Source organism: Aeromonas genomosp. paramedia (assembly GCF_023093515.1).
Classification (GTDB): Bacteria; Pseudomonadota; Gammaproteobacteria; order Enterobacterales; family Aeromonadaceae; genus Aeromonas.
Map to the genome: position 1 here is coordinate 37,984 of NZ_JAAROG010000020.1, position 21,486 is coordinate 59,469.

At 58.8% G+C, this 21,486-nt stretch carries 20 protein-coding genes; 1 reads left to right on the top strand and 19 read right to left on the bottom strand.

Annotated features, from left to right (window positions below):
• Positions 1-13: 13 nt before the first annotated feature.
• From HB860_RS15680 to murJ, 12 genes are all read right to left on the bottom strand, one after another.
• Positions 14-298, bottom strand: a complete 285-nt coding sequence (locus HB860_RS15680) for a TapY2 family type IVa secretion system protein (RefSeq protein ID WP_247627245.1) — start codon at positions 296-298, stop codon at positions 14-16.
• A complete protein-coding gene (locus tag HB860_RS15685) occupies positions 295-3,873 on the bottom strand; it encodes a pilus assembly protein (RefSeq protein ID WP_247627246.1) in 3,579 nt (1,192 codons plus the stop codon). Before HB860_RS15685 ends, HB860_RS15680 begins: the two co-directional genes overlap by 4 nt.
• An 11-nt stretch (positions 3,874-3,884) precedes the next feature.
• A complete protein-coding gene (tppD, locus tag HB860_RS15690) occupies positions 3,885-4,328 on the bottom strand; it encodes a PilX N-terminal domain-containing pilus assembly protein (protein ID WP_247627247.1) in 444 nt (147 codons plus the stop codon).
• Entirely contained in the window at positions 4,325-5,368 is a 1,044-nt protein-coding gene (locus HB860_RS15695) for a PilW family protein (RefSeq protein ID WP_247627248.1), read from the bottom strand. The genes tppD and HB860_RS15695 overlap by 4 nt, the downstream gene beginning before the upstream one ends.
• Entirely contained in the window at positions 5,365-5,928 is a 564-nt protein-coding gene (gene pilV / locus HB860_RS15700; protein ID WP_162852231.1) for a type IV pilus modification protein PilV, read from the bottom strand. The genes HB860_RS15695 and pilV overlap by 4 nt, the downstream gene beginning before the upstream one ends.
• Positions 5,929-5,931: 3 nt before the next feature.
• The gene (gene tppA / locus HB860_RS15705; protein ID WP_139436811.1) at positions 5,932-6,339 is read right to left on the bottom strand and encodes a type IVa pilus pseudopilin TppA; all 408 of its coding nucleotides are present in this window, start codon (positions 6,337-6,339) and stop codon (positions 5,932-5,934) included.
• 110 nt (positions 6,340-6,449) lie between these two features.
• On the bottom strand, positions 6,450-7,385 hold the full coding sequence (ispH, locus tag HB860_RS15710) for a 4-hydroxy-3-methylbut-2-enyl diphosphate reductase (RefSeq protein WP_247627249.1): 936 nt from the start codon (positions 7,383-7,385) through the stop codon (positions 6,450-6,452).
• Positions 7,385-7,837 carry an FKBP-type peptidyl-prolyl cis-trans isomerase gene (fkpB, locus tag HB860_RS15715; protein WP_247627250.1) on the bottom strand — a complete coding sequence of 151 codons (453 nt, stop codon included), beginning with the start codon at positions 7,835-7,837 and terminating at the stop codon, positions 7,385-7,387. The genes ispH and fkpB overlap by 1 nt, the downstream gene beginning before the upstream one ends.
• Entirely contained in the window at positions 7,834-8,340 is a 507-nt protein-coding gene (gene lspA / locus HB860_RS15720) for a signal peptidase II (RefSeq protein WP_247627251.1), read from the bottom strand. The genes fkpB and lspA overlap by 4 nt, the downstream gene beginning before the upstream one ends.
• Positions 8,340-11,201, bottom strand: coding sequence for an isoleucine--tRNA ligase (ileS, locus tag HB860_RS15725; RefSeq protein ID WP_247627252.1), 2,862 nt, complete (start codon positions 11,199-11,201; stop codon positions 8,340-8,342). Before ileS ends, lspA begins: the two co-directional genes overlap by 1 nt.
• A complete protein-coding gene (gene ribF, locus HB860_RS15730) occupies positions 11,201-12,175 on the bottom strand; it encodes a bifunctional riboflavin kinase/FAD synthetase (RefSeq protein WP_247627435.1) in 975 nt (324 codons plus the stop codon). The genes ileS and ribF overlap by 1 nt, the downstream gene beginning before the upstream one ends.
• A gap of 120 nt (positions 12,176-12,295) precedes the next feature.
• A complete protein-coding gene (murJ, locus tag HB860_RS15735) occupies positions 12,296-13,858 on the bottom strand; it encodes a murein biosynthesis integral membrane protein MurJ (RefSeq protein ID WP_247627253.1) in 1,563 nt (520 codons plus the stop codon).
• Positions 13,859-14,049: 191 nt separating this feature from the next.
• Here murJ and rpsT point away from each other — a divergent pair, with 191 nt between their 5' ends.
• Positions 14,050-14,313, top strand: coding sequence for a 30S ribosomal protein S20 (gene rpsT, locus HB860_RS15740; protein WP_139436823.1), 264 nt, complete (start codon positions 14,050-14,052; stop codon positions 14,311-14,313).
• 49 nt (positions 14,314-14,362) lie between these two features.
• On the opposite strand, the gene HB860_RS15745 is transcribed toward rpsT, so the two are convergent.
• The 7 genes from HB860_RS15745 to ptsP all read right to left on the bottom strand — a co-directional run bounded on the left by HB860_RS15745 (position 14,363) and on the right by ptsP (position 21,476).
• Entirely contained in the window at positions 14,363-14,665 is a 303-nt protein-coding gene (locus tag HB860_RS15745; protein ID WP_202047411.1) for an ArsR/SmtB family transcription factor, read from the bottom strand.
• A gap of 49 nt (positions 14,666-14,714) precedes the next feature.
• Complete coding sequence (gene nhaR / locus HB860_RS15750; protein WP_005332358.1) at positions 14,715-15,647, bottom strand: transcriptional activator NhaR; 933 nt, start codon at positions 15,645-15,647, stop codon at positions 14,715-14,717.
• A complete protein-coding gene (locus HB860_RS15755) occupies positions 15,634-16,038 on the bottom strand; it encodes a hypothetical protein (protein WP_247627254.1) in 405 nt (134 codons plus the stop codon). The genes nhaR and HB860_RS15755 overlap by 14 nt, the downstream gene beginning before the upstream one ends.
• The gene (nhaA, locus tag HB860_RS15760) at positions 16,035-17,225 is read right to left on the bottom strand and encodes a Na+/H+ antiporter NhaA (protein ID WP_247627255.1); all 1,191 of its coding nucleotides are present in this window, start codon (positions 17,223-17,225) and stop codon (positions 16,035-16,037) included. Before nhaA ends, HB860_RS15755 begins: the two co-directional genes overlap by 4 nt.
• 285 nt (positions 17,226-17,510) lie before the next feature.
• On the bottom strand, positions 17,511-18,305 hold the full coding sequence (gene thyA / locus HB860_RS15765; protein ID WP_247627256.1) for a thymidylate synthase: 795 nt from the start codon (positions 18,303-18,305) through the stop codon (positions 17,511-17,513).
• Positions 18,302-19,129, bottom strand: a complete 828-nt coding sequence (gene lgt / locus HB860_RS15770) for a prolipoprotein diacylglyceryl transferase (protein ID WP_247627257.1) — start codon at positions 19,127-19,129, stop codon at positions 18,302-18,304. The genes thyA and lgt overlap by 4 nt, the downstream gene beginning before the upstream one ends.
• Before the next feature lie 67 nt (positions 19,130-19,196).
• Complete coding sequence (gene ptsP / locus HB860_RS15775; protein ID WP_247627258.1) at positions 19,197-21,476, bottom strand: phosphoenolpyruvate--protein phosphotransferase; 2,280 nt, start codon at positions 21,474-21,476, stop codon at positions 19,197-19,199.
• Between the last annotated feature and the right edge of the window lie 10 nt (positions 21,477-21,486).

Here is a 21,486-nt window from a genome sequence, read left to right on the forward strand (position 1 = left end):
AAACCCCGGCTCACTAGCGTAACTGGCTGACGTCCTGCTGCTGTCCCTCTTTTGACTGAAACTTCTCCCCCAGCTGGCGGCACTCCAACAGTGTTTTCACCGGCTGCACCGCCCCGTCGACCTCATACCCTCTCAGCCTGAATTTCTCGTGCACGGCCTGGGGAGAACTGTCCGTAACAGAACCGTGCAACACGACTCGCTGCCCATTCGCCAGCTCGGCGTAACACTTCATGTCCTCCGCCAGCGCCGCCCCCGATAACAACAGGCTCAGGCCCAACACCGTACTCAGTGGTTTCATTGCGCCTCTCCTTCATACAGGTAAATTTTCTTGGGCGACATGTCCATTTCCGCCTCTTCCGCGCCCTGGTTGCACTCCCCGGCACCAGTACAGCGCTCAGGCTCACCATCCCCCTCATCCTTGAGAATCACCTCCTCCCCAACACCTCCTCCGATGATACGGACCTTGGCATCATCCCCGGCATGCACCACCAGATCATCCGCCACCTTGTTTTGCACTTCCACGTAGCGTTCCGGCGTTTCATTGCCGTCGAGATCGACCACATAACGGAAGGAGCTGCCATAGTGCATGTCCACCATATACTGACGCGCCGCACCGATGGACTGGATGGTGCACTGCTGGAAGGACTGCACCTGAGGCAGGAAGGAGGTGAAGTAAAGCTTGCCCTGCAACACCACGCCCGCCCCCATGGACTTCTCGCCGGGTTCGTTCAACCAGTTGACCCACCCCTTGGCGGTGGTGATCCCCGCTTTGGTCGCCAATATCCCATCTGGACTTGTCTGGGCAGACAAAGGATCAGAGGTCACATCATAAAGATCGGAGATCAAGATGGGGTTTCTCGCCTGCGCAGTAGCTGAACGGGGCATGACGTCATAGTCACGCAACATGAAATAACCATTGCGTACAGTCGCTTCCGAGGAAGGACGATTGCGATCACCACTGCCGATCAGCACAGCATCAAAGGGGCGATCCTGATAGGAATAGACCGTATTTCCCCCCACCACCGTACTCGTCACCTCCTTGTTGATGGTGCGCACCACTATGGGCTGCGTAAAGAAGCGGCGATCAGCAGCCTGAGTGCTGTCGGATCCCAGACTGGCAAATTTGAATACCCGCCAATCTGATTTGGTGGCATTAGGGAGATCCATGCGCCAGATATTGCCTCCGGTATCCCCCGCATAGATGCGGTCGGTCTTGCCATCACCATCACTGTCCAGGGTGGCCACCGAGCCAGGCATACTGTCGGCCATCCCTGTTACCTGGAGATTGGTGGTTGAGGTAGCTGCCGGGGTCGCACTGAACACCAGGGCCCCTGTCTCGGCGTTGACGATATAGATCCCCCTCCCCATGCTGTCATTCGCACCCAACCCCTGGGCACTCTTGTTCACGTCATAACCGCCAGTAAAGATCAGCACTGGCGTGGTGACACCAGGCACAAAAGCGACCTCAGGCACCGACCAGGTCAGCCCCAGCTCGCCAAAACCCGTCGTCTGGGAGTTCAGGTGCCATTTCAGCGTCGGCGTATTGGGGCTGGAGATATCGAAGGCGTAATAGGCTTTGCCACCGCTCCTCAATCCGGTGAATACCCAAACGAAGTCATTCTCTGAAGATTTCAACACCCCATTGCGATTGGCATCTTTGACAAGGGCGACAGGAGAGGAGTCAACACCATAAATATGGTCCGCAGATTCGGCGTTGATACGCAATGCCCTCTGATTGGGTAAAAACTCATAGGGAATGGCGGCCCAACTCTCGTCTATGGTGCTGCCCATATCCTTGAACATATGAAGGAAGCCCGCATTAGTCCCAAACAAGATCCGCAAATCAGGCGCATCGGTCGGGTTGCCGGATTGAGGGCCATAGTTCAACACCAGGGGTCGGGAGTGCAGGGGGTCTCCCATGATGTGGCTACGGATCAGGGTCGACGTATCAAAATCTTCGTCGTCGACATCCAGCCCCTTGGTCCAGTTGATCAGTGCATCCAGATCTGTCGTGCTGCTGGCCTGCATCCAGGTCGTGAGCGCCGCCTCACTGCCCGCCTGCGTCACCAGATTTGCCTTGGTGAGCGCATCGAGTCGATTCTGGGCATTATTGATCACATAGAGGCTACGATTGCTTTTTGCCGCCAGCATCTCTTGGGCCCCCCCTTCAGCCACCTTGTTGCCATCACGGCCGGATGACCAGAAGGTCTGGGCGCTGTCGATGATGGTGCCATCAAACTTGATAGCGGGCAGGCCTCGGCTGTCAGCAACGTAGCCGTCCGGGGAAAATACCAGTTTTTTCAGATTGCCCCGCCACCTAGGACCATCATCCGGTTCAAACATGGCGTAATAGATGTTATTGAGGCTACGGGTTCGGTCAAAGTTGTTGCTGGCAATCGCAGGGGACACCAGTGAGGTATTGATACGCAGGATCGCCAGCAAAGAGGCCTTTAGCGCGTCGGTCAAGGCTGAGGCATCGGTCGCTGGGTAGTACTCACCACCTCCCCGTCTGGCCGTCTCCGCCAGCAGATTACCCGCCCCCGAGATGGCTTCATCACCGAATCCGACGGTAAAGGTGGTCACAGTCTGGGTCCCTGGTGAAACTGCATTGACATCCTTGTGCTTCATATAACCGGCCAAGGCAGCCAGATAGCTGTTTTCTCTGTTTCTTCCAGAACCATAAGAAACCACAGTCCCATAGGCCGCTTTTTCATCGCTGGACAATGTAGTTATCAGTCCCTGGACAAGAGTATTCGCATCACCGTCCTGGGTCGGCTCGCCATCGGTGATATAGATGACATAGCCGTTATTTGAGCAGTTATCATAGGGTGCCTCATAGGTACCAGTCGGACTCTCGGCTGTAGTATCTCTCGGGCTACCTTGCAGTCCATACACAACGCTCTTGCCCCCAAAGAATTGATATGCCTCACTCAACGTCTCGCATAGCGGTGTATTGGTACTGGCGGTCAAACCTTCAACCCGGTCCAGCAGGTCCTGCTCCCCCGTCTTGCCATTTGCCAAGGTAATCTCACTGCCTAATATATCCCTGACAATGCGTCCACCATTATTATCGCTATCATCATTTCTATTAAAGATAGCCAGACCAAAGTCCACCCCTGGCGTGGATGAAATCAAGCCTTTCACTGCATCTTTGGCAATACGGAGTCGAGATTCCACTGAGTATCCGGTTGGGCCATGATACCAGCGGATATAATTTGCAGAATAAATGGTCACAGCGGTATTGCTGGCATTGACGGCATTATTTTTATTGGTCGTGTAAAACCACTCACCACTTCTGCTACTGTCCTTGTCTACTGGATAACCAGCCCCAACCGTCCAGCTACCGCTATAGGGATTAGCCGGGTTGCTTGCCGTAATATCCTGCTTGCAATCTACCAGATTGATATCGTCCTCTTGATCACCACTGAGCGAATTCCATTCACCTCGCCCACGTCCTGGTGGGTTACCACTCGTAACCTCATAACTCCACATTTGCGACTGAAAATAACCAATATTCGACAATGGCGTTTTTGAAGTCGCACAGGCATTCAGCTTGTCGGAGAATCGCCTACTGGTGGTGATCGCAGGAACACTTCCATCCGTTGAAAAATAGATATATTTTTTGCTATTACTGGAATCTGGGTCATTACTCAGAGCGGGATATACCGTAGCCGGATTATAGGCCTCTTTGATCTGCTCCATGGTGTCTCTCATACTGCCCGAGTTATCGAATATCAGCAGCACCTTGGGGCGAAAGTCCCCCGCCTTGTTGAAGTCATAAATAAACAGCTCGGTGTCATCGGCTTTCGTCGATGTAATGCCCAAAACAAGGCTACACCAGCATAAAATCACTCCAAGTCGTCGTAACCACATATCCTTCGCTCCTATTCGGTGAGCAGTGGTTGTTCTACACCCGCAATCCAAGTCAACGGGCGAACATATTTGCCATAATTCACATTGGCCTGCAGCTCGACATACTTGCACGCAGGGATCACATTGCTGCTGCTGGCGTCAACCTTACGCTTGCAGACGGTTTCGGTGCGATTGGTAAGAGCGACAGCTGCCGAAGCATTGCTGCTATTGACGCTGATCGCCGCACTGGCCCCCAGAGTGGAGCCCATGCCGGCAATCACAGTCGATATGTTGTTGCTCTGCATCGCGGCTTCGATAATGCCTTCGAGCCTATGCTCCGCCTGCCGAAAGCTGGCAGACGAGCCTGCCATCTTGAGGTCTTGCCCCGAAGATTGCATCACCACCACGGCAATCAGGGTAAGGGGCAGTAAAATGATCAGGGCAACGATCAGAGCCACACCGCGCTGGGATCTCATTTCCCCCCTCCTGCTATTACCGTTGGATTACGTAATGAAACACTCGATTCCAATAGCAGACGGCGATAACCATCGCCATTTCCAAAAACTGGTACATCACCAACTTGATAGACATTGTTATTTACATAACTGCCGGACGCTTGCAGTGAACGCACCAAGATAAAGATGCGTGCCGCCACGACCCGACCTTCACTCCATTCCTGTTCGGTCACATTACTGGTTGCCACATAGCGATCGATGACGCCATTCGGTACTGGGCTGTCGTCGACACCAAATAGCACGCTGATTTTTTCAACCCCCTCTGCCATTGCACCACCAATCACCACCGAACCACCATTAGGTGTCAGAAAACGCTTTTTAAGTTCTGGATTACCAGTTTTATCGTTCGGAGATATATAGTATAAAAAATGCTGATACACCCAAAATTGACGGTTAGGCATTTTTTCATCATTTATATCTACAGGAATAGATTTATCGCCACGAGCTTCATCAATGGGGAATATATGTGCGGCCTGCGTCGTTGTAGCCATATAATATTTATTATCGTCATTTTTAATAAGATCAGCAGCTGTCGATAATGATGGCAAGGCGTGGCCTATTAGTCTTTTTACACTAATGACATCCGTGCCAGCTATACGTTCACTAACAGGGATACACGAAAACGCCCCCCCCACAATTGCCTTGCTGGCATTTATTCTTACCACCCAAAGTGATCTGTTAGCACCCATGCTCGATGGCAAACTGCCTTCTTGACCCGAATTATTTAGACAATTGTTAGCTGATGGCTTCGCGTCTACGGTAACTCCTAACCCCACCACCATCGGAGAACCGGTGTAGTCCCCCCAAAAGCCAGCCCATTTCAGGTCCTGGGTGAGCAGGCGCATGGCGATACGGCCATTCTCCTGCAGCTCGCTCTGATCGAAGGCATCCTCAGTGGTGGCGCGGGAGGCGACAAAGATGCTCAGGCCGCCACCGACCAGAAATACGCCGATCAGCATGGCGATCAGCCACTCGACCAGGGTAAAGCCACGGGCACTCATAACGTGGTCGTCAGCACGAACTGACGCCTCTGCCGATCTGCGGCATTCCCCAGCCCACAACTGTTGCGCACGGCGGTGACCGCATCGGCGCCATCAGACAGAGACTCCCGGCCGCGCCAGAAGATCCCCACCGTCAGGCTGTTGTTGGCCCCACGGATCACGCAGCCGACCGGGGCCTGCAGAGATGAGGCTGCACCGGACACGGCGGAGCCAAGCAGGGACTGTTGCCAATAGAAGAGATCCAGCGCCTGCCGCTCGGTCCTGCTGCAATCCGACATGGTGCCATTGCTGTTGGCACAACTCGGCATGTTCAGGATAGTGTTGCCGGACACGACTGTCGTGCCCTGGGCAGTCCAGCTGTCCTGGTTGATCCTGGCGCGCTCAACGAGGTCATTTGCCAGCCAGTTGGCAATGGTGCGCTGGCGGGCCTCATAGCCGGAAAACTTGGCCGTGGCCTGCATGCCAACCAAGCCCAACAGACCAAAGGAGAGCACCACTGCGGCTATCATCACTTCCAGCAGGCTGAATCCGGTCATCTGGTGACGGTGTTGTCGTTTCATCGGCTAGTCCCAGCAGGCGTCGTTGACGGTATCGCCGAGTCGGGTGGCGCTTCTGGTGCCATCCTGATCGATGGAGAAGATTATGCAGTCGCTATCGGAACCTTGTGCGCCGGAAGCCGTGGCAAAGAGAATGAACGTATTGGTGCCGGCAGAGATGACCAGATGGTAGAACCCGGACTCGGAGTCGTCGGAGATATTCAGGTCGGCAGCGGATGAGGTGTACCGATTGAAGTCCATAAAATAGGTTTCTTGTCTGTTGGCGGCATCCAACAGCATCTTTTTTGCATCAATACGGTGGCTGGCCAGCAGATAGCGCTGATATGAGGGATAAGCAATGGTGCCAAGAATCGCCACTATGGCGACGACAATCATCAATTCAATGAGGGAAAAGCCTCGATAGAACCCAATCATATCCCATCCTTGGTGACTGGCGGTCTTGTTAGTCTAATGCCGGATAGGTCGCAGCGACAAATCCGGCATCAGGAACATCACTCTTTATTCTTAGGCCATCCTGGCCACATTCAAATGATTCTAAGCTCGGGCGGCACCTCGAAGACCACGTTCTCTTCGCGACCCGGGTGTTCTGTCACTATCTTGCCACCCAGCTCACGCAGACGGGCGATGACATTCTGAACCAGCACATCGGGGGCAGAGGCCCCCGCCGTCACCCCGATACGCTCGACCCCTTCCAGCCAGGGGGATTCAATCATGGAGGCATCGTCGATGAGGTAGGCTCGCGCCCCCACTTTCTCGGCCAGCTCCCGCAGGCGATTGGAGTTGGAAGAGTTGCGAGATCCCACTACCAGCATGGCATCCACCAGCCCGGCCATCTCCCTGACTGCATCCTGACGGTTCTGGGTGGCGTAACAGATGTCATCCTTGCGCGGCCCCTGGATCTTGGGGAAGTGCTTGCGCAGCGCATCGATGACGTCCGAGGTCTCGTCCACGCTCAGGGTGGTCTGGGTGACGAAGCAGAGGTCATCCGGGTTCTTCACCTTGAGCCTGGCCACATCGTCCGGCGTTTCCACCAGATACATGCCCCCTTCCGGATTCTCGTACTGCCCCATGGTGCCGATCACCTCGGGGTGACCGGCGTGACCGATGAGCACGGCCTCGGAACCCTTGCGGCTGGCGCGATGAACTTCCATGTGCACCTTGGTCACCAGCGGACAGGTCGCATCGAACACCTTGAGGGCACGGGACTTGGCCATCTCGCGCACCGTCTTGGCAACGCCGTGGGCGGAGAAGATGACGATGCTGTCGTCCGGCACCTCGTCGAGCTCCTCGACAAACACGGCTCCCGCATCCTTGAGCTTGTTCACCACATAGCGGTTGTGTACCACCTCGTGACGGACATAGATGGGGGCACCGAATTTCTCCAGAGCGCTCTCGACTATGCTGATGGCACGGTCGACACCGGCGCAGAAACCACGGGGGTTAGCCAGCAGAATGTCCATCAGTGCACCTTCTCCTCGTCATCCACACCCAGGATCTCCACCTCGAAGGTGACGGTGTGGCCCGCCAGCGGGTGGTTGAAATCGACCGTGACCGACATCCCTTCCACCGCCCGTATGATGCCTGGTAGCTCGCTGCCATTGGGCTGATCGAACAGGATGATGGTGCCGACTTTTGGCTCCACATCGGTACCAAACTTGGCTCTGTCCAGATGGTAGATGTTGTCGGGATTGGAGAGGCCGAATGCCTGCTCGGGCGCCAGCGTGAAGCTCTTGGCCTCTCCCTGTTGCAACCCCAGCAGGCACTGCTCGAAGCTCGATGTCAGGCTGCCGTCGCCCATCCGCAGGCGGGCCGGTTTGCCGTGCAACGCAGTGCTGTCGGCCACCGAGCCGTCTTCCAGCTTGATGGAGAAGTGGAACAGCACGCTGCTGTCAGCACCTATGGCCTGGCTCATGCCGCCTCCTTCTGCTTTTCGGAGCGGAAGCCTTCCAGCACTATCATGGCGGCGCCGATGAAGATGAAGCTGTCCGCCAGGTTGAATGCGGGCCAATGGGAGCGCTGCCAGTAGAAATCGAGGAAATCGACCACGTGGCCCAGCACCAGGCGATCAAAGACGTTGCCAAGGGCGCCGCCGATGATGAGGGAATAGGCGATGCCACTCCAGCGCTGGGTGACCGACTGCTTGCGCAGCCAGTGCGTCAGCAGGCTACAGATGGCAAACGCCAGGACCGCGAAGAACCAGCGCTGCCAGCCCCCCTGATCGGCCAGGAAGCTGAACGCGGCGCCCTTGTTGTAGACATGCACCAGGTTGAAGAAGGGGGTGATCTCCACCCCCGGATAGCCAAACGGCAGCAGCTTGACCACGGCGAGCTTGCTCGCCTGGTCCAGTACGAAGGCCAGCACAGCCAGCCACAGCCAACGCAGGCCGGTTTTTTGAGTGTCTTGAGTCATGTTCATCAGGCAAATTGACGCGTTTCGCCGTCACCCTCGACGTTGGTGACGCAGCGGCCACAGATCTCTTCGTGACCGGCTATGGTGCCCACGTCTTCCACATGGTGCCAGCAGCGGTCGCACTTGGCGGCAGCAGACTGGGCCACGTTCAGCCACAGATCATCGCGCTCGGTCGCAACGGCACCTTCCGGTGCTGTGTCAGCCACCACCACCTTGGCCTTGGAGGTGAGCAGCACGAAGCGCAGCTCATCGGCCAGGGCATTCAGGCGCTTGGCCAGCTCGGGCTTGGCGAACAGGGTCAGCTCGGCCTGCAGGGAGCCACCGATGCGCTTCTCGCCACGGGCGGCTTCCAGCGCCTTGTTCACTTCACCGCGCACGGTGAGGATCTCGGCCCAGAAATCGTCGTTCAGCACTTCGCCCGCTTCCAGTCCGAACAGGCCGTCGTACCACTCTTCGGTGAACACGAACTCACCGCGCTCACCCGGCAGCAGAGCCCAGATCTCGTCGGCGGTGAAGCTCATGATGGGCGCCATCCAGCGCACCATGGCCTCGGCGATGTGATAGAGGGCGGTCTGGCAGGAGCGACGGGCCAGGCTGTCCGCCTTGGCGGTGTACTGGCGATCCTTGATGACGTCCAGATAGAAGGAGCCCATCTCGATGGAGCAGAACTGCATCAGCTTCTGGGTCACGCCGTGGAAGTTGTACTCGTCGAACGCAGCCATGATCTCGGCCTGTACCGCCTTGGCACGACCCACGGCCCAGCGATCCACCACTACCATGTCGGCAGGTGCCACCATGTCGGTCGCCGGATTGAAGCCGTTCAGGTTGGCCAGCAGGAAGCGGGCTGTGTTGCGGATACGGCGATAGGCATCGGCGGAGCGCTTGAGGATCTCGTCGGAGACGGTCATCTCGCCGGTGTAGTCGGTGCTCGCTACCCACAGACGCAGGATGTCGGCGCCCAGCTTGTTCATCACGTCCTGCGGACTGACCACGTTGCCGATGGACTTGGACATCTTGCGGCCCTGGCCGTCCACGGTGAAGCCGTGAGTCAGCACCTGGTTGTACGGAGCCTTGTCTTTCATGGCCACGCCGATCATCAGGGAGGACATGAACCAGCCGCGGTGCTGGTCAGAGCCTTCCAGATACATGTCGGCCGGGTTGCCGTTGAACTCGGGACGGGCGTCTACCACGGAGGAGTGGGTCGAACCTGAGTCGAACCAGACGTCCAGGGTGTCTGGCACCTTGTCATACAGGTCGGCGTCGCTGCCCAGCAGTTCGGCCTTGTCCAGATCCCACCAGGCCTGGATGCCGGACTGCTCGACCCGCTTGGCCACCTCTTCCATCAGGCGCACGGATTCAGGGTGCAGCGCCTGAGTCTCCTTGTGTACGAACAGGGAGATGGGCACGCCCCAGGTACGCTGACGGGAGATACACCAGTCAGGACGGTTCTCGACCATGGCCTGGATGCGGTTTTTGCCCCAAGCCGGCACCCAGCCGCTCTGGCCGTGTTGTTTGATACCATCTTTCTCGATGCGCTCGATCTCTTCCAGCGCGCGCTTGCGCAGCCCCTTCTGCTCCATGCTGATGAACCACTGGGGGGTGGCACGGAAGATGATCGGGGTCTTGTGACGCCAGCAATGCGGGTAGGAGTGGTTGAACACCTTGTGGTGCAGCAGGGCGCCACGCTCGGTCAGCACCTCGACCACGGCCGCATTGGCCTTGAACACGTGCTGGCCGGCAAACAGTTCGGTATCCGGCAGGTAGACGCCGTTGCTGCCCACCGGGTTGGCCACTTCCAGACCGTACTTCTGACCGACCACGAAGTCTTCCTGACCGTGGCCAGGGGCGGTGTGCACGGCGCCGGTACCGGCATCCAGGGTGACGTGATCACCCAGCACCACAGGCACGTCGAAGCGGTAGAAGGGGTGGTTGAAGCGCAGCAGCTCGAGCGCCGCGCCCTTGGCATAGCCCAGGTTGTGGAATTTCTCGATACCGGCGCGGTCCATCACGTCCTTGACCAGCTCGGCGGCCAGGATCAGGCGCTCGGGGTTGTCACCCTCCACCTGTACCAGGGCGTAGTCCAGATCGGCGTGCATGGCGATGGCGCGGTTGGCCGGCAGGGTCCAGGGGGTGGTGGTCCAGATCACGGCAGAGAGCGGGCCACGGCCGAAGTGACCTTCAGGGCAGTCGAACTTGGCGGCAACGCCCGCCTCGTCGACGGCCTTGAAGCGCACGTCGATGGAGGGAGAATTCTTGTCGTAGTACTCCACCTCGGCTTCCGCCAGCGCGGAGCCACAGTCGGTACACCAGTGCACTGGCTTGGAACCCTTGTGCAGGTGGCCATTGGCGACAATCTTGGCCATGGAGCGGATGATGTTGGCTTCGGTGCCAAAATCCATGGTCAGGTAGGGGTGTTCCCAGTCACCCAGCACGCCTAAGCGGATGAAATCGGTCTTCTGCGCCTCGATCTGGGTCTTGGCGTATTTGCGGCACTCGGCGCGGAACTCGGCGGCGGAAACCTTCTCCCCCGGCTTGCCGACCATGCCTTCCACCTTCAGCTCGATGGGCAGACCGTGGCAATCCCAGCCCGGCACATAGGGGGAGTCGAAGCCGGAGAGGCCCTTGGACTTGATGATGATGTCTTTGAGGATCTTGTTGACCGAGTGACCGATGTGAATGCTGCCGTTCGCGTAGGGAGGGCCATCATGCAGAATGAAAGAAGGCTTGCCCGCTTTGGCGCGGCGAATGGCGCCGTAAAGATCCTGATCGTACCAACGCTTGAGCATGTTGGGTTCGCGCTTGGCCAGATCGCCACGCATCGGAAACTCGGTTTCCGGCAGATTCAGGGTGTGTTTATAGTCGCTCATCAGTCCTGGGTTCCCTTCTTTTCTAAAAGAGTGCTGGGTAAATTGAATGGTGGCAGCCCGAACCAGGCTCGGGCCGCCAGGGCATCTCGTTCGATCTGCTCTTTCAAGGCGGTGAAAGAGGCAAACTTCTGCTCTTCGCGCAGCTTGTGGCGAAGCAGCACCTTGACCTGCTGACCGTATAGATCACCAGAAAAATCAAATAGATGTACTTCCAATCTGGCTTGTGTACCGCTCAAGGTCGGCCGTACACCCACATTGGCGACACCGGGGAAGGTCTTGCCGGAACATAACACTTCCACCGCGAACACGCCACCGACCGGGATCACCTGCCGTTTGAGCGCGATATTGGCGGTAGGAAAACCTATGGTGCGCCCCAGCTTGTCGCCGTGGGCCACCCGGCCGCTGATGGCATAAGGGCGGCCGAGCATCAGCTCCACCTCCGCCATCCGCCCGGCCTTCAAGGCCTCGCGCACCAGGGTGCTGCTGACCCGCTGGCGTTCGACCTGGAAGCTCTGGGTGCTGATCACCTCGAAGCCGAAGCGATGACCCGCCTCCTCCAGCAGGTGGAAGTCCCCTTCCCGCCCCTTGCCGAAGCGAAAATCATCGCCCACCACCAGGTAGTGCACGCCAAGTTTCTCCACCAGCAGCTGCTCGATGAAGGTGCTGGCGGCCTGCTCGGCGAAGCGGTGCGTGAACCGCACGCAGAGCATGCGATCTATCTGCATCCCCTTGAGGGCTTCGTACTTCTCTCGCCAGCGGCTGAGCCGGGCAGGGGCGGCATCCCCCGCAAAGAGCTCAAGGGGCTGCGGTTCGAACAGCATGACGCAGGCGGGCAGGCCAAGCTGGGCGGCTTTCTCCTGCAAGCGGGCCAACACCGCATGGTGTCCCTGATGAACCCCATCGAAGTTGCCTATGGTCAATACACAGCCCCGGTGACGGGGCTTGATATTGTGAATGCCGCGAATGAGCTCCATCAGTGCCTTGTGCGTTGCTGCCATGGAAATCGGCGGATTATATATCAGGCAGCAATCAGGGTCAGCCCTGCTGTTGAGCCGATTTCAGGTATCTGGCCCGGAACCCGGGCCTCATCAGCCTCATTGCTGACCCGATTTCAGGTGTCTTGGCCTGACCCCCAGCACCAGCAGGACGATTCCATACAATGCGCCCCCAAGGCAGAGCAGCAAGGTCAGCTCCAGAGTGGCCTTGCCCATGCTCCAGGCCCCCCACTGGGCAAGATCCGGTGACAGATAGCCAAGCACGCCCCCCATCAGCACGGTCGCTGCCAGCAGCTTGAGGCAGAACAGGCCAGTGTTGCGGGAAGGGCGATAGACCGCCTGCTGATACAGTCCCTTGAACAGCAGGGCCGCATTCAGGGTGCCGGAGCAGGCGGTGGCGAGCGCCAGCCCCACATAGCCAAGCGGATAGATGAAGATGAGGTTGCACACCATGTTAGCCACCATGGCCATGATGCCGATCCGCACCGGGGTCCTGGTGTCCTGGCGGGCGTAGTAGCCAGGGGCCAGCACCTTGATCAGCATCAGCGACAGCAAGCCCGTGGTGGACGCCAGCAGGCTGGCGCTCGACATGGCCACCTCGTGCATGCCGAACTCGCCGCGCATGAACAGCACCCGCAGTATGGGTTCGCGCAATACCGCAATCCCTACCATGGCGGGCAGGCCAAGCAGCATCACCATGCGCACCCCCCAATCCATGGTGCGGGAGAAATCGGCAGGATCTGCATCCACATGTTTCCTGGCCAGCGCCGGCAGGATCACTGTGCTGATGGCGACAGCGAACAGACCGAGGGGGAACTCCAGCAGGCGATCCGAGTAATAGAGGTAGCTGATGGCCCCGGTCGCCAGGAAGGAGGCCAGCATGGTGTTGATCAGCAAATTGATCTGGCTGACCGAGACGCCGAACAGCGCCGGTATCATCAGGGTGCGGATCTTCACCACACCGGGATGGTGCCAACCCCACTTGGGCCACACCAGCATGTTGATCTGACGCAGGAAGGGGTACTGGAACAGAAACTGCACCAGGCCGCCAAGGAAGACACCGATCGCCAGCGCGATCTCGGGTCGCTCCAGCAACGGGGCTATCCACCAGGCCGCCGCAATCATGGTGAGGTTGAGAAACACCGGCGTAAAGGAGGAGACGGCGAAGCGACCGAAGGTGTTGAGGATGGCACCGGCCATGGCGGTGAAGGTGATGAACCAGAGATAGGGGAAGGTGATCTTGAGCATCAGGCTGGCAAGCTCGAACTTCTCGGCCGCCGGCCCGCCGTGCAGCCAGTCCCAGAACCAGCCCCAGCCAAAGATGGCAGTCAGCGCACCCGAGCCCAGCACCCCGAGCAGGGTGACTATGGTGACTATACCCCCAAGGGTGCCCGCCACCGCAGCCAGCAGCTCGCGCACGGCCTGCTCGTCACCGTTTTTCTTGTACTCCGTCATCACCGGCACGAAGGCCTGGTTGAAAGCCCCTTCTGCGAACAGCCTGCGCAAGAAGTTGGGAATGCGGTTGGCGAAGAAGAAGACGTCTGCGGCCACCCCGGCACCGAGCAGATTGGCGATGACCACATCGCGCACCAAGCCCATCACGCGGGACGCCAGCGTCATTCCGGACACTATCATGCCGGATTTGATCAATTTCTTACTCAAGACGAGGCCTCTGGAACTGTCAGAAAGAAAAGAATGCTGTTAGAATCGGCCGACAGTTTAACCGTCTCCCAACTGACACACCACCGGGGGGCGGTGTTTATTTGCACAAATCATTTGACAATATGTGGTTGGGAAGGCATATTTCCGGGCCTTTTCAATACACTCGCTAAGACAGTTTTAGGAGTTTTACCTTGGCTAACATCAAATCTGCTAAGAAGCGTGCTCTTCAGTCAGAGAAACGTCGTCAGCACAACGCCAGCCGTCGTTCCATGACCCGTACCTACCTGAAGAAAGTGATCGCTGCCATCGCCTCTGGCGACAAGGCTGCAGCCACTGCCGCTTTCGCTGTTGCTCAGCCGATCATGGATCGTATGGCGACCAAAGGCCTGATCCACAAGAACAAAGCTGCTCGTCACAAGAGCCGCCTGTCTTCCCAGATCAAAGCCATGGCTTAATCAGCTTCGGCTGAACAAAGCTAAAAAAACCGGCCTTAGTGCCGGTTTTTTATTTGGGTTCGCTGCAATACAACCTGTGCAACAATCCAATCATCTCGCGTACCTCATGGCTGCGCAGCGAATAGTAGACCGTCTGGGCCTCTTTTCGCGTCGCCACCAGCTCATCGCGCCGCAACACCGCCAGATGCTGTGACAGGGCCGATTGACTCAGTCCAAGCACCCCGTTGAGTTCCCCTACCGATAGCTCTCTGTCCAATAACTGGCACAGAATGAACAAGCGCCGTTCATTGGCCAGCGCCTTGAGCAGGGTCACCGCACGTCCGGCATTCGCCTCCATCTCTTCCAACTGCATCGCATTCCCTCCCCTGCAAGACAGGAATCATACCCCCTGCCCCGTCGATTTAAAATGACAGGGTCGCCGGCTGAATGGTGGTGAAGTCCTCCTGACCGGCAAAGAGGAAGGAGAAATCACTCTCGCACACCCGCTTCACTGCCGGATGCTGGATCATCCGCTCGGCGAAGATGACGTAGTACTCCTCCATCAGATCCTGGGTCTCCCCGATCAGCATCACCTCCTCCCCCTCCAGGATCTCCTCCCGATAGATGGTCGGCGCCATGAAGATACCCTGATTGAAGAAGCCAAATGCCTTCATCAGGGCCGCATCGTCGAATTCCCCCAGGATGCTGGGAGAGATGCCCTGCTGCTCGAACCATTGGGTCAGCTGACGCCCCATGGCGGTTCGGCGGCCAGGGATGAGCAGCTTGCGCTCCTCCAGACAAGCGGGAAACGGCTTTTCGGGCAGCGGCGCCTTGCAGAAGAAGCTGACGCCGCAGCCCCCCAGCCGCTTGGAGAGCAGACCGGCATGCTGGCTGGAGTCCACCGGACAATCGGAGAGGATCATGTCGAGCTTGTGCTCGCTCAGCTGCTCCAGCAGCAGCTCGTGGGTCGATTCGAAACAGCGCAGGTGGATGGAGCCGTCGTTGGGGATGACGGAGAGCAGCACCCTGCTGGCGAGGCGCTTGGAGAGAGCATCGGCGATGCCGACGTCGAACAGGATCTGGCTCTCCTTGCGGTAGTTGACGATATCCAGCATCTCGTAGGAGAGGCTGAACATCTTGTCGGCATAGCGAAACACCAGCTGGCCCAGCTCGGTGGCCTCCAGGGAGCGCCCCTTGCGGATCAACAGCTTGCCGCCGAGACGCTGCTCCAGCAACTTGATCTGACCGGTGACGGTCTGGGGAGTGAGGAAGAGGGCTTCCGCCGCCTGGGTGACGGAGCCCTTCTTCTGAGTCATCCAAAAATAGTAGAGGTGGTTGTAATTAAGGTGTGACATCCGATGGGGTTCCCGCGCTGCGCGGGCTCCGGTAGCAGCTGAGTTCAACCGCCAGAATGTCATACATGTCGCTGATCGAGTCAACTTTGTTTGCGCCGAACTGCTCTTGCAGGGTCAGCTTGAGGCGGGTCGGATCCGGCATCCGCTCCCCGCAGTAGCGCTTGTTCGACTGCTTGACTCGCTCGCCGGCCCGGCTGCTCAGGGCTCGTTCGGTGAAGGTTTCACCGAATCGGGCCTTGGCCTGCTTGTCTCCCAGCATGAGGGCGCTGTCCACCACCCCGTTGAGATAGGCCGAACAACTGGCCGACGCCGCATCCTGCTGGCAATCCGCCAGGCTATTCGCCCAGACTGCCGGGCTCGCCAGCAAGACTAACCATCCGAGTCTTCTCATAACCCCTCCGTGCTTTGATTCGCCTCCCGATTGGGCAGCGATATCCGCAGGGCGATAAAACCGATCACGGCCGCCAGGGTGGATCCCACCAGGATCCCGAGGCGCGAGTAGCTGCCGTAGTCCAGTCCGCCATGCTCGAATGCCAGCGATGCGATGAACATCGACATGGTGAAGCCGATGCCACACAGGATGCTGACGGCAAAGATCTGTCTGAAATTGACGCCACTCGGCAGCTGGGCGATACCGAGTTTCACCGACAGCCAGCTGATGGTGAAGATGCCGAGGGGCTTGCCGATGAAGAGCCCCAAAATGATACCCATGGGTACCGGGCTGAGCAGATCCGACAGCTGGATGCCGTCGAGGGAGACCCCGGCGTTGGCAAAGGCAAACAACGGCAATATCAGGTACGCACTCCAGGGATGCAGCACATGCTCCAGGTGCTTGAGCGGCGAGGCATAACGCTTGCCGTTGAGCGGGATCATGAAGCCAACGATGACGCCGGCCAGGGTCGCATGGACGCCCGACTTGAGCACGGCCACCCAGAGCACCAGACCCACCAGCATGTAGAGGCCGATCCTGTCCTCACCACGACGATTCATCCAGAGCAGAGTGAGGGTCGCCACTATGCCGACCGCCAGTGCAGTCAGCGACAGCTGCTGGGTATAGAAGAGGGCGATGATGATGATGACCCCTAAGTCATCCATGATGGCCAGGGCCAGCAGGAATACCTTGAGGCTGGTCGGCACCCGCTTGCCGAGCAGCGCCATCACCCCGAGGGCGAAGGCGATGTCGGTTGCGGCCGGAATGGCCCAGCCGGCCCGAGTGATTTCATCCTCGTAGTTGAAGAAGGCATAGATGAGCGCAGGGGCCAGCATGCCGCCCACGGCGGCGATGGCCGGGAAGGTGGCCTGCACCCGTGATGAGAGCGCCCCCTCCAGCATCTCACGCTTTACTTCCAGCCCGACCAGCAGGAAGAAGATCGCCATGAAGCCATCGTTGATCCAGAGCAGCAGCGGCTTGTTGATGTCGAGGGCGGCAATGCGCACCTGCACCTGGGTATTGAGGAAGCTCTGATAGTGCTCCGCCAGGGCAGAGTTGGCCAGACCGATGGCCAACAGGGCGGCCAGGATCAGAATTATTCCGGAGGCTGACTCCAGTTTGAGAAATCGCTTGAACACATCGCTCATGGTCTAACTATCCATAAAATTGTACTTTTTCAGTCTAGGGGGCGAGTGAACTAATGAAAAATCGTTTCTAACTGCCAATAACAACGGAAAAACCGAAGGCAAAGCAAATCATGTCTGCTATAAGCACGTTTTCCCCCGCCTTCCCTCGCCTCTGGAGCATTCATTTCTTTGCATATTCATGCTTTCCAGACATGAAAAAGGCGCCCGCAGGCGCCTTTCGAACAGGTGGAATAGCAAAGCGGGAGATCCCGCCGAGCACCGCTCGCCATCACGGCGGATGCAGGATCAGATGGCGACAGGGGCCTTGATACCCGGATGGGGATCATAGCCCTGGATCTCGAAGTCCTCGAACCGGTAGTCGAAGATGGAGTCCGGCTTGCGCTTGATCACCAGCTGCGGCAAGGAACGCGGCTCGCGGGAGAGCTGCAGCGCCGTCTGCTCCATGTGGTTGGAGTAGAGGTGCACGTCGCCACCGGTCCAGACGAAGTCGCCCACGGCCAGATCGCACTGCTGCGCCATCATGTGGGTCAGCAGGGCGTAGCTCGCGATGTTGAACGGCAGACCGAGGAAGACGTCGCAGCTGCGCTGATAGAGCTGGCAGGAGAGCTTGCCGTCCGCCACATAGAACTGGAAGAAGGCGTGACAAGGGGCAAGCGCCATCTTGTCCAGCTCACCCACGTTCCAGGCGGAGACTATGATGCGGCGGGAATCCGGGTTGTGCTTGATGTCATCCACCGCCTTCTGGATCTGGTCGATGACGGTGCCATCGGCCGCCGGCCAGGAACGCCATTGGGCACCGTAGACAGGACCCAGATCGCCATGCTCGTCAGCCCACTCGTCCCAGATGCTGACGCCGTGCTCTTTCAGGTAGGCAGTGTTGGTGTCGCCATTGAGGAACCACAGCAGCTCGTGAATGATGGAGCGCAGGTGGCACTTCTTGGTGGTGACCAGCGGGAAGCCTTCCGCCAGATTGAAGCGCATCTGATGACCGAACAGGGAGACTGTCCCCGTGCCGGTGCGATCGGATTTGACGGTGCCTTCATCGAGGATCTTCTGCATCAGGTCGAGATATACCCTCATTGCTTTGCCTCCTTCGCCGCGTTGCCGAACAGCTGAGGACGCTTGTAGGCAACCCAGATCATCAGGGCGCCGATGATGATCATCGGGGTAGAGAGGATCTGGCCCATGCTGATCTCCTGGAAGTAGAGGCCCAGCTGGCTGTCAGGCTGGCGTACGAACTCCACCAGGAAGCGGAACAGGCCGTAGAACAGCAGGAACATGCCGGAGATGGCGCCCCGTGGCGGGTTCTTGCGCCAGAACAGGTTCAGGATGATGAACAGCACCACCCCTTCCAGGGCGAACTGGTAGAGCTGGGAGGGGTGACGCGGCTCGGGGCCGGCCTCCGGGAAGATGATGGCCCAGGGCACGTCCGTGACCCGGCCCCACAGCTCGCCATTCATGAAGTTGCCGATGCGGCCGACGCCGAGGCCGAACGGAATGAGCGGCGCCACAAAGTCTGCCACGGTGAAGAAGTGACGCTTGGTCTTGTGGGCAAACCAGATCATGGCGGAGATGACCCCGATCAGGCCGCCGTGGAACGACATGCCGCCGGTCCAGATCTTGAACAGGTAGGTGGGATCGGCCAGGAAGAGATCGAAGTTGTAGAACAGCACATAGCCGATGCGACCACCCAGGATCACCCCGAGGAAGCCATAGAACAGCAGGTCAGAGACCTCGTTGCGGGTCCAGCCACTGTTGGGCGCGTCGGCGCGGCGGCCCGCAAGCCACATGGCAAAGGCGAAACCAAACAAATACATGAGACCATACCAGCGTACCGATAGTGGTCCCAAACTGAATGCTACGGGATCAATCTGCGAGAAAACCCAATATCCGTCGTGCTGCATGGCGCGGCCCCAGTCATAAGAAAAGCCGCATTCTCCGATCATTCGTCAGCAGGAACAAGACTGAATATCAATCGGGCAGCTTGGTCTTGTGGCCTGCGCGCAGCAAACCGCCCAGACCGTGCTCTTCCAGGTAGCGGGCAAACAGGCCACGGAGCACGTGGGGATTGTCGTGCTTGAGGCCATCCGCCATCAGCGCCTTCAGCTCGCCGAGATCGGATTGACGCAGCACGTACTTGATGCGGGAAATGTTGTGGGTGTTCATGCTGAAACGGCGATAGCCCATGGCCAGCAGCAGCAGCACGCCGACCGGATCCCCGGCCAGTTCGCCACAGACCGAGACCGGCTTCTGATAGCGATGGGAGGCATCGACCAGCAGTTGCAGGGCGCGGATCACCGCGGGATGGAAGGCGTCATAGATGCTGGCGACCCGGGCGTTGTTGCGATCCACCGCCAGCAGATACTGGGTCAGGTCATTGCTGCCCACCGACCAGAAGTCGATGAGGGGGGCCATCTCCGGCAGGATGTAAAGGGCGGAGGGCACCTCTATCATCACCCCCAGGCTGGGGTAGCGGATCACCGCCTCGCGGCTCGCCGCCTCTTCCGACACTTCACGCCAGGCCTGATCCAGCAGCCGGCGGGAAGCCTTGATTTCACTGACGCTGCTGATCATCGGCAGCATGATGGCCAGATTGTCCAGCCCTTCGCTGGCGCGCAGCATGGCCTTGAGCTGCACCAGGAACAACTCGGGGTGATCCAGGGTGAGCCGGATCCCCCGCCAGCCAAGGAAGGGATTTTCCTCCACTATGGGGAAATAGGGCAATTGCTTGTCCCCCCCCACGTCCAGGGTGCGCATGCAGACCGGGCGATCCCGATAGGTCTCCAGAATCCCCCGATAGCGCGCCGTCTGCTCCCATTCGGAGGGGAAGCTGTCCTGCAGCATGAAGGGGATCTCGGTGCGATAGAGCCCGACCCCGTCCGCCAGATGGTTGAGGGAGATCTCGGTGTCGGCGCTGAGGCCGGCGTTGAGCAGCAAGGAGACAGAGGTGCCGTCAGCCGTCTCCGAGGGTTGGTTGTCGACGCTGCGCACCAGGGTATCGAGCGCCCGCTCCTCGTTGAGCAGTTGCCGGTACTCGGTCAGGATCACCTGATTGGGTTCGATGAAGAGATCGCCGCTGTAACCGTCGATGACCAGGGTGCGCCCGCCTATGTCACCCAGGGGCAGATCCACCCCCATGATGGCTGCCACCCCCATGGCGCGGGCCAGGATGGCGGCATGGGAGTTGGTCCCCCCCTTGAGGGAGACCACGCCGCTCAGAAACTCCCGCGGGATCTCGGCGAGTATGGTGGCGGTCACTTCGTCGGCGACCAGCACCACCGGCTCACCTATGGTGAGCTGCTCGGGTTCGTCCTGCACCAGCCGGCTGATGAGCCGCTGGGCGATGTCTTTCACATCGGTGGAGCGCTCCCGCAGGTAGGGATCCTTCATCCCCTTGAACTGCTCGATCAGCCGATCGCTGATGATCTTGACCGCGGAGATGGCAGTCCAGTGCTCCTTGCTGACCTTGTTGCGGATGGGCTTGATGTAGCCGGGATCGTTCAGCAGGTGCAGATAGATGTCGAAGATGGCGACCGAATCCTGGCTGTAGCTCTCACGAAAGCGCAGCGCCAGGCTCTCCAGGTCGTGGCGCACCTCTTCCACCGCAAGCTCCAGCCGGGCCAGCTGCTTGCCGTGCTCCTCGTCCTTGCGCGGGGTGATGCTGTTGAGCGCCTTGCGCGGGCGCCACACCCAGGCCTTGGCGATGGCGATGCCGCTGGCACCGGCGATGCCGCGCAGCGGCTTGCTCCAGTCGGTCTTCTGCAACCAGCCCTTGGCCTGGGCCTGGGCGATGCGGGCCGCCAGTTGTGCCGCCAGGGTGACCATGAAGGACTCTTCCCCTTCATCGAACAGCCGGCTCTCTTTCTGCTGCACCACCAGAATGCCGACCACCTGGCGCTGGTGCATGATGGGGGCGCCGAGGAAGGAGCGAAACGCCTCTTCCGCGACATCGGGCAGGAACTTGAAACTGGGGTGAGAAGGCGCATCGGCCAGGTTGATCAGCTCTTCCCGCTGACCCACCAGACCGACTATGCCCTGCTCGAACGGCAGGGTGGCCTTGCCCACCGCAGACTCGGCCAGACCGTCGGTCGCCGCCAGTCGATAGCGGCGCATGTCCGGTTCGGCGACATAAACGGAGCAGCAGTCCACCGTCATGGCGAGCCGGGTCTGGCTCACCAATGCTTGCAAGGCCTGTTCGAGGGTGTTGGCCTCGGCCATGCTCTCGACGATGCGTCTGAGTTCCGTCAGCAACTAGTTGTGC

What these genes read in the sequence shown, in the direction of transcription:
- tppA (WP_139436811.1), bottom strand. Translation starts at nt 6,339, where the DNA reads ATGATTGGGTTCTATCGAGGCTTTTCCCTCATTGAATTGATGATTGTC.
- HB860_RS15680 (WP_247627245.1), bottom strand. Translation starts at nt 298, where the DNA reads ATGAAACCACTGAGTACGGTGTTGGGCCTGAGCCTGTTGTTATCGGGG.
- HB860_RS15695 (WP_247627248.1), bottom strand. Translation starts at nt 5,368, where the DNA reads ATGAGTGCCCGTGGCTTTACCCTGGTCGAGTGGCTGATCGCCATGCTG.
- nhaR (WP_005332358.1), bottom strand. Translation starts at nt 15,647, where the DNA reads ATGTCACACCTTAATTACAACCACCTCTACTATTTTTGGATGACTCAG.
- nhaA (WP_247627255.1), bottom strand. Translation starts at nt 17,225, where the DNA reads ATGAGCGATGTGTTCAAGCGATTTCTCAAACTGGAGTCAGCCTCCGGA.
- pilV (WP_162852231.1), bottom strand. Translation starts at nt 5,928, where the DNA reads ATGAAACGACAACACCGTCACCAGATGACCGGATTCAGCCTGCTGGAA.
- HB860_RS15745 (WP_202047411.1), bottom strand. Translation starts at nt 14,665, where the DNA reads ATGCAGTTGGAAGAGATGGAGGCGAATGCCGGACGTGCGGTGACCCTG.
- ileS (WP_247627252.1), bottom strand. Translation starts at nt 11,201, where the DNA reads ATGAGCGACTATAAACACACCCTGAATCTGCCGGAAACCGAGTTTCCG.
- lspA (WP_247627251.1), bottom strand. Translation starts at nt 8,340, where the DNA reads ATGAACATGACTCAAGACACTCAAAAAACCGGCCTGCGTTGGCTGTGG.
- HB860_RS15755 (WP_247627254.1), bottom strand. Translation starts at nt 16,038, where the DNA reads ATGAGAAGACTCGGATGGTTAGTCTTGCTGGCGAGCCCGGCAGTCTGG.
- ribF (WP_247627435.1), bottom strand. Translation starts at nt 12,175, where the DNA reads ATGGAGCTCATTCGCGGCATTCACAATATCAAGCCCCGTCACCGGGGC.
- HB860_RS15685 (WP_247627246.1), bottom strand. Translation starts at nt 3,873, where the DNA reads ATGTGGTTACGACGACTTGGAGTGATTTTATGCTGGTGTAGCCTTGTT.
- ispH (WP_247627249.1), bottom strand. Translation starts at nt 7,385, where the DNA reads ATGGACATTCTGCTGGCTAACCCCCGTGGTTTCTGCGCCGGTGTCGAC.
- thyA (WP_247627256.1), bottom strand. Translation starts at nt 18,305, where the DNA reads ATGAGGGTATATCTCGACCTGATGCAGAAGATCCTCGATGAAGGCACC.
- lgt (WP_247627257.1), bottom strand. Translation starts at nt 19,129, where the DNA reads ATGCAGCACGACGGATATTGGGTTTTCTCGCAGATTGATCCCGTAGCA.
- tppD (WP_247627247.1), bottom strand. Translation starts at nt 4,328, where the DNA reads ATGAGATCCCAGCGCGGTGTGGCTCTGATCGTTGCCCTGATCATTTTA.
- fkpB (WP_247627250.1), bottom strand. Translation starts at nt 7,837, where the DNA reads ATGAGCCAGGCCATAGGTGCTGACAGCAGCGTGCTGTTCCACTTCTCC.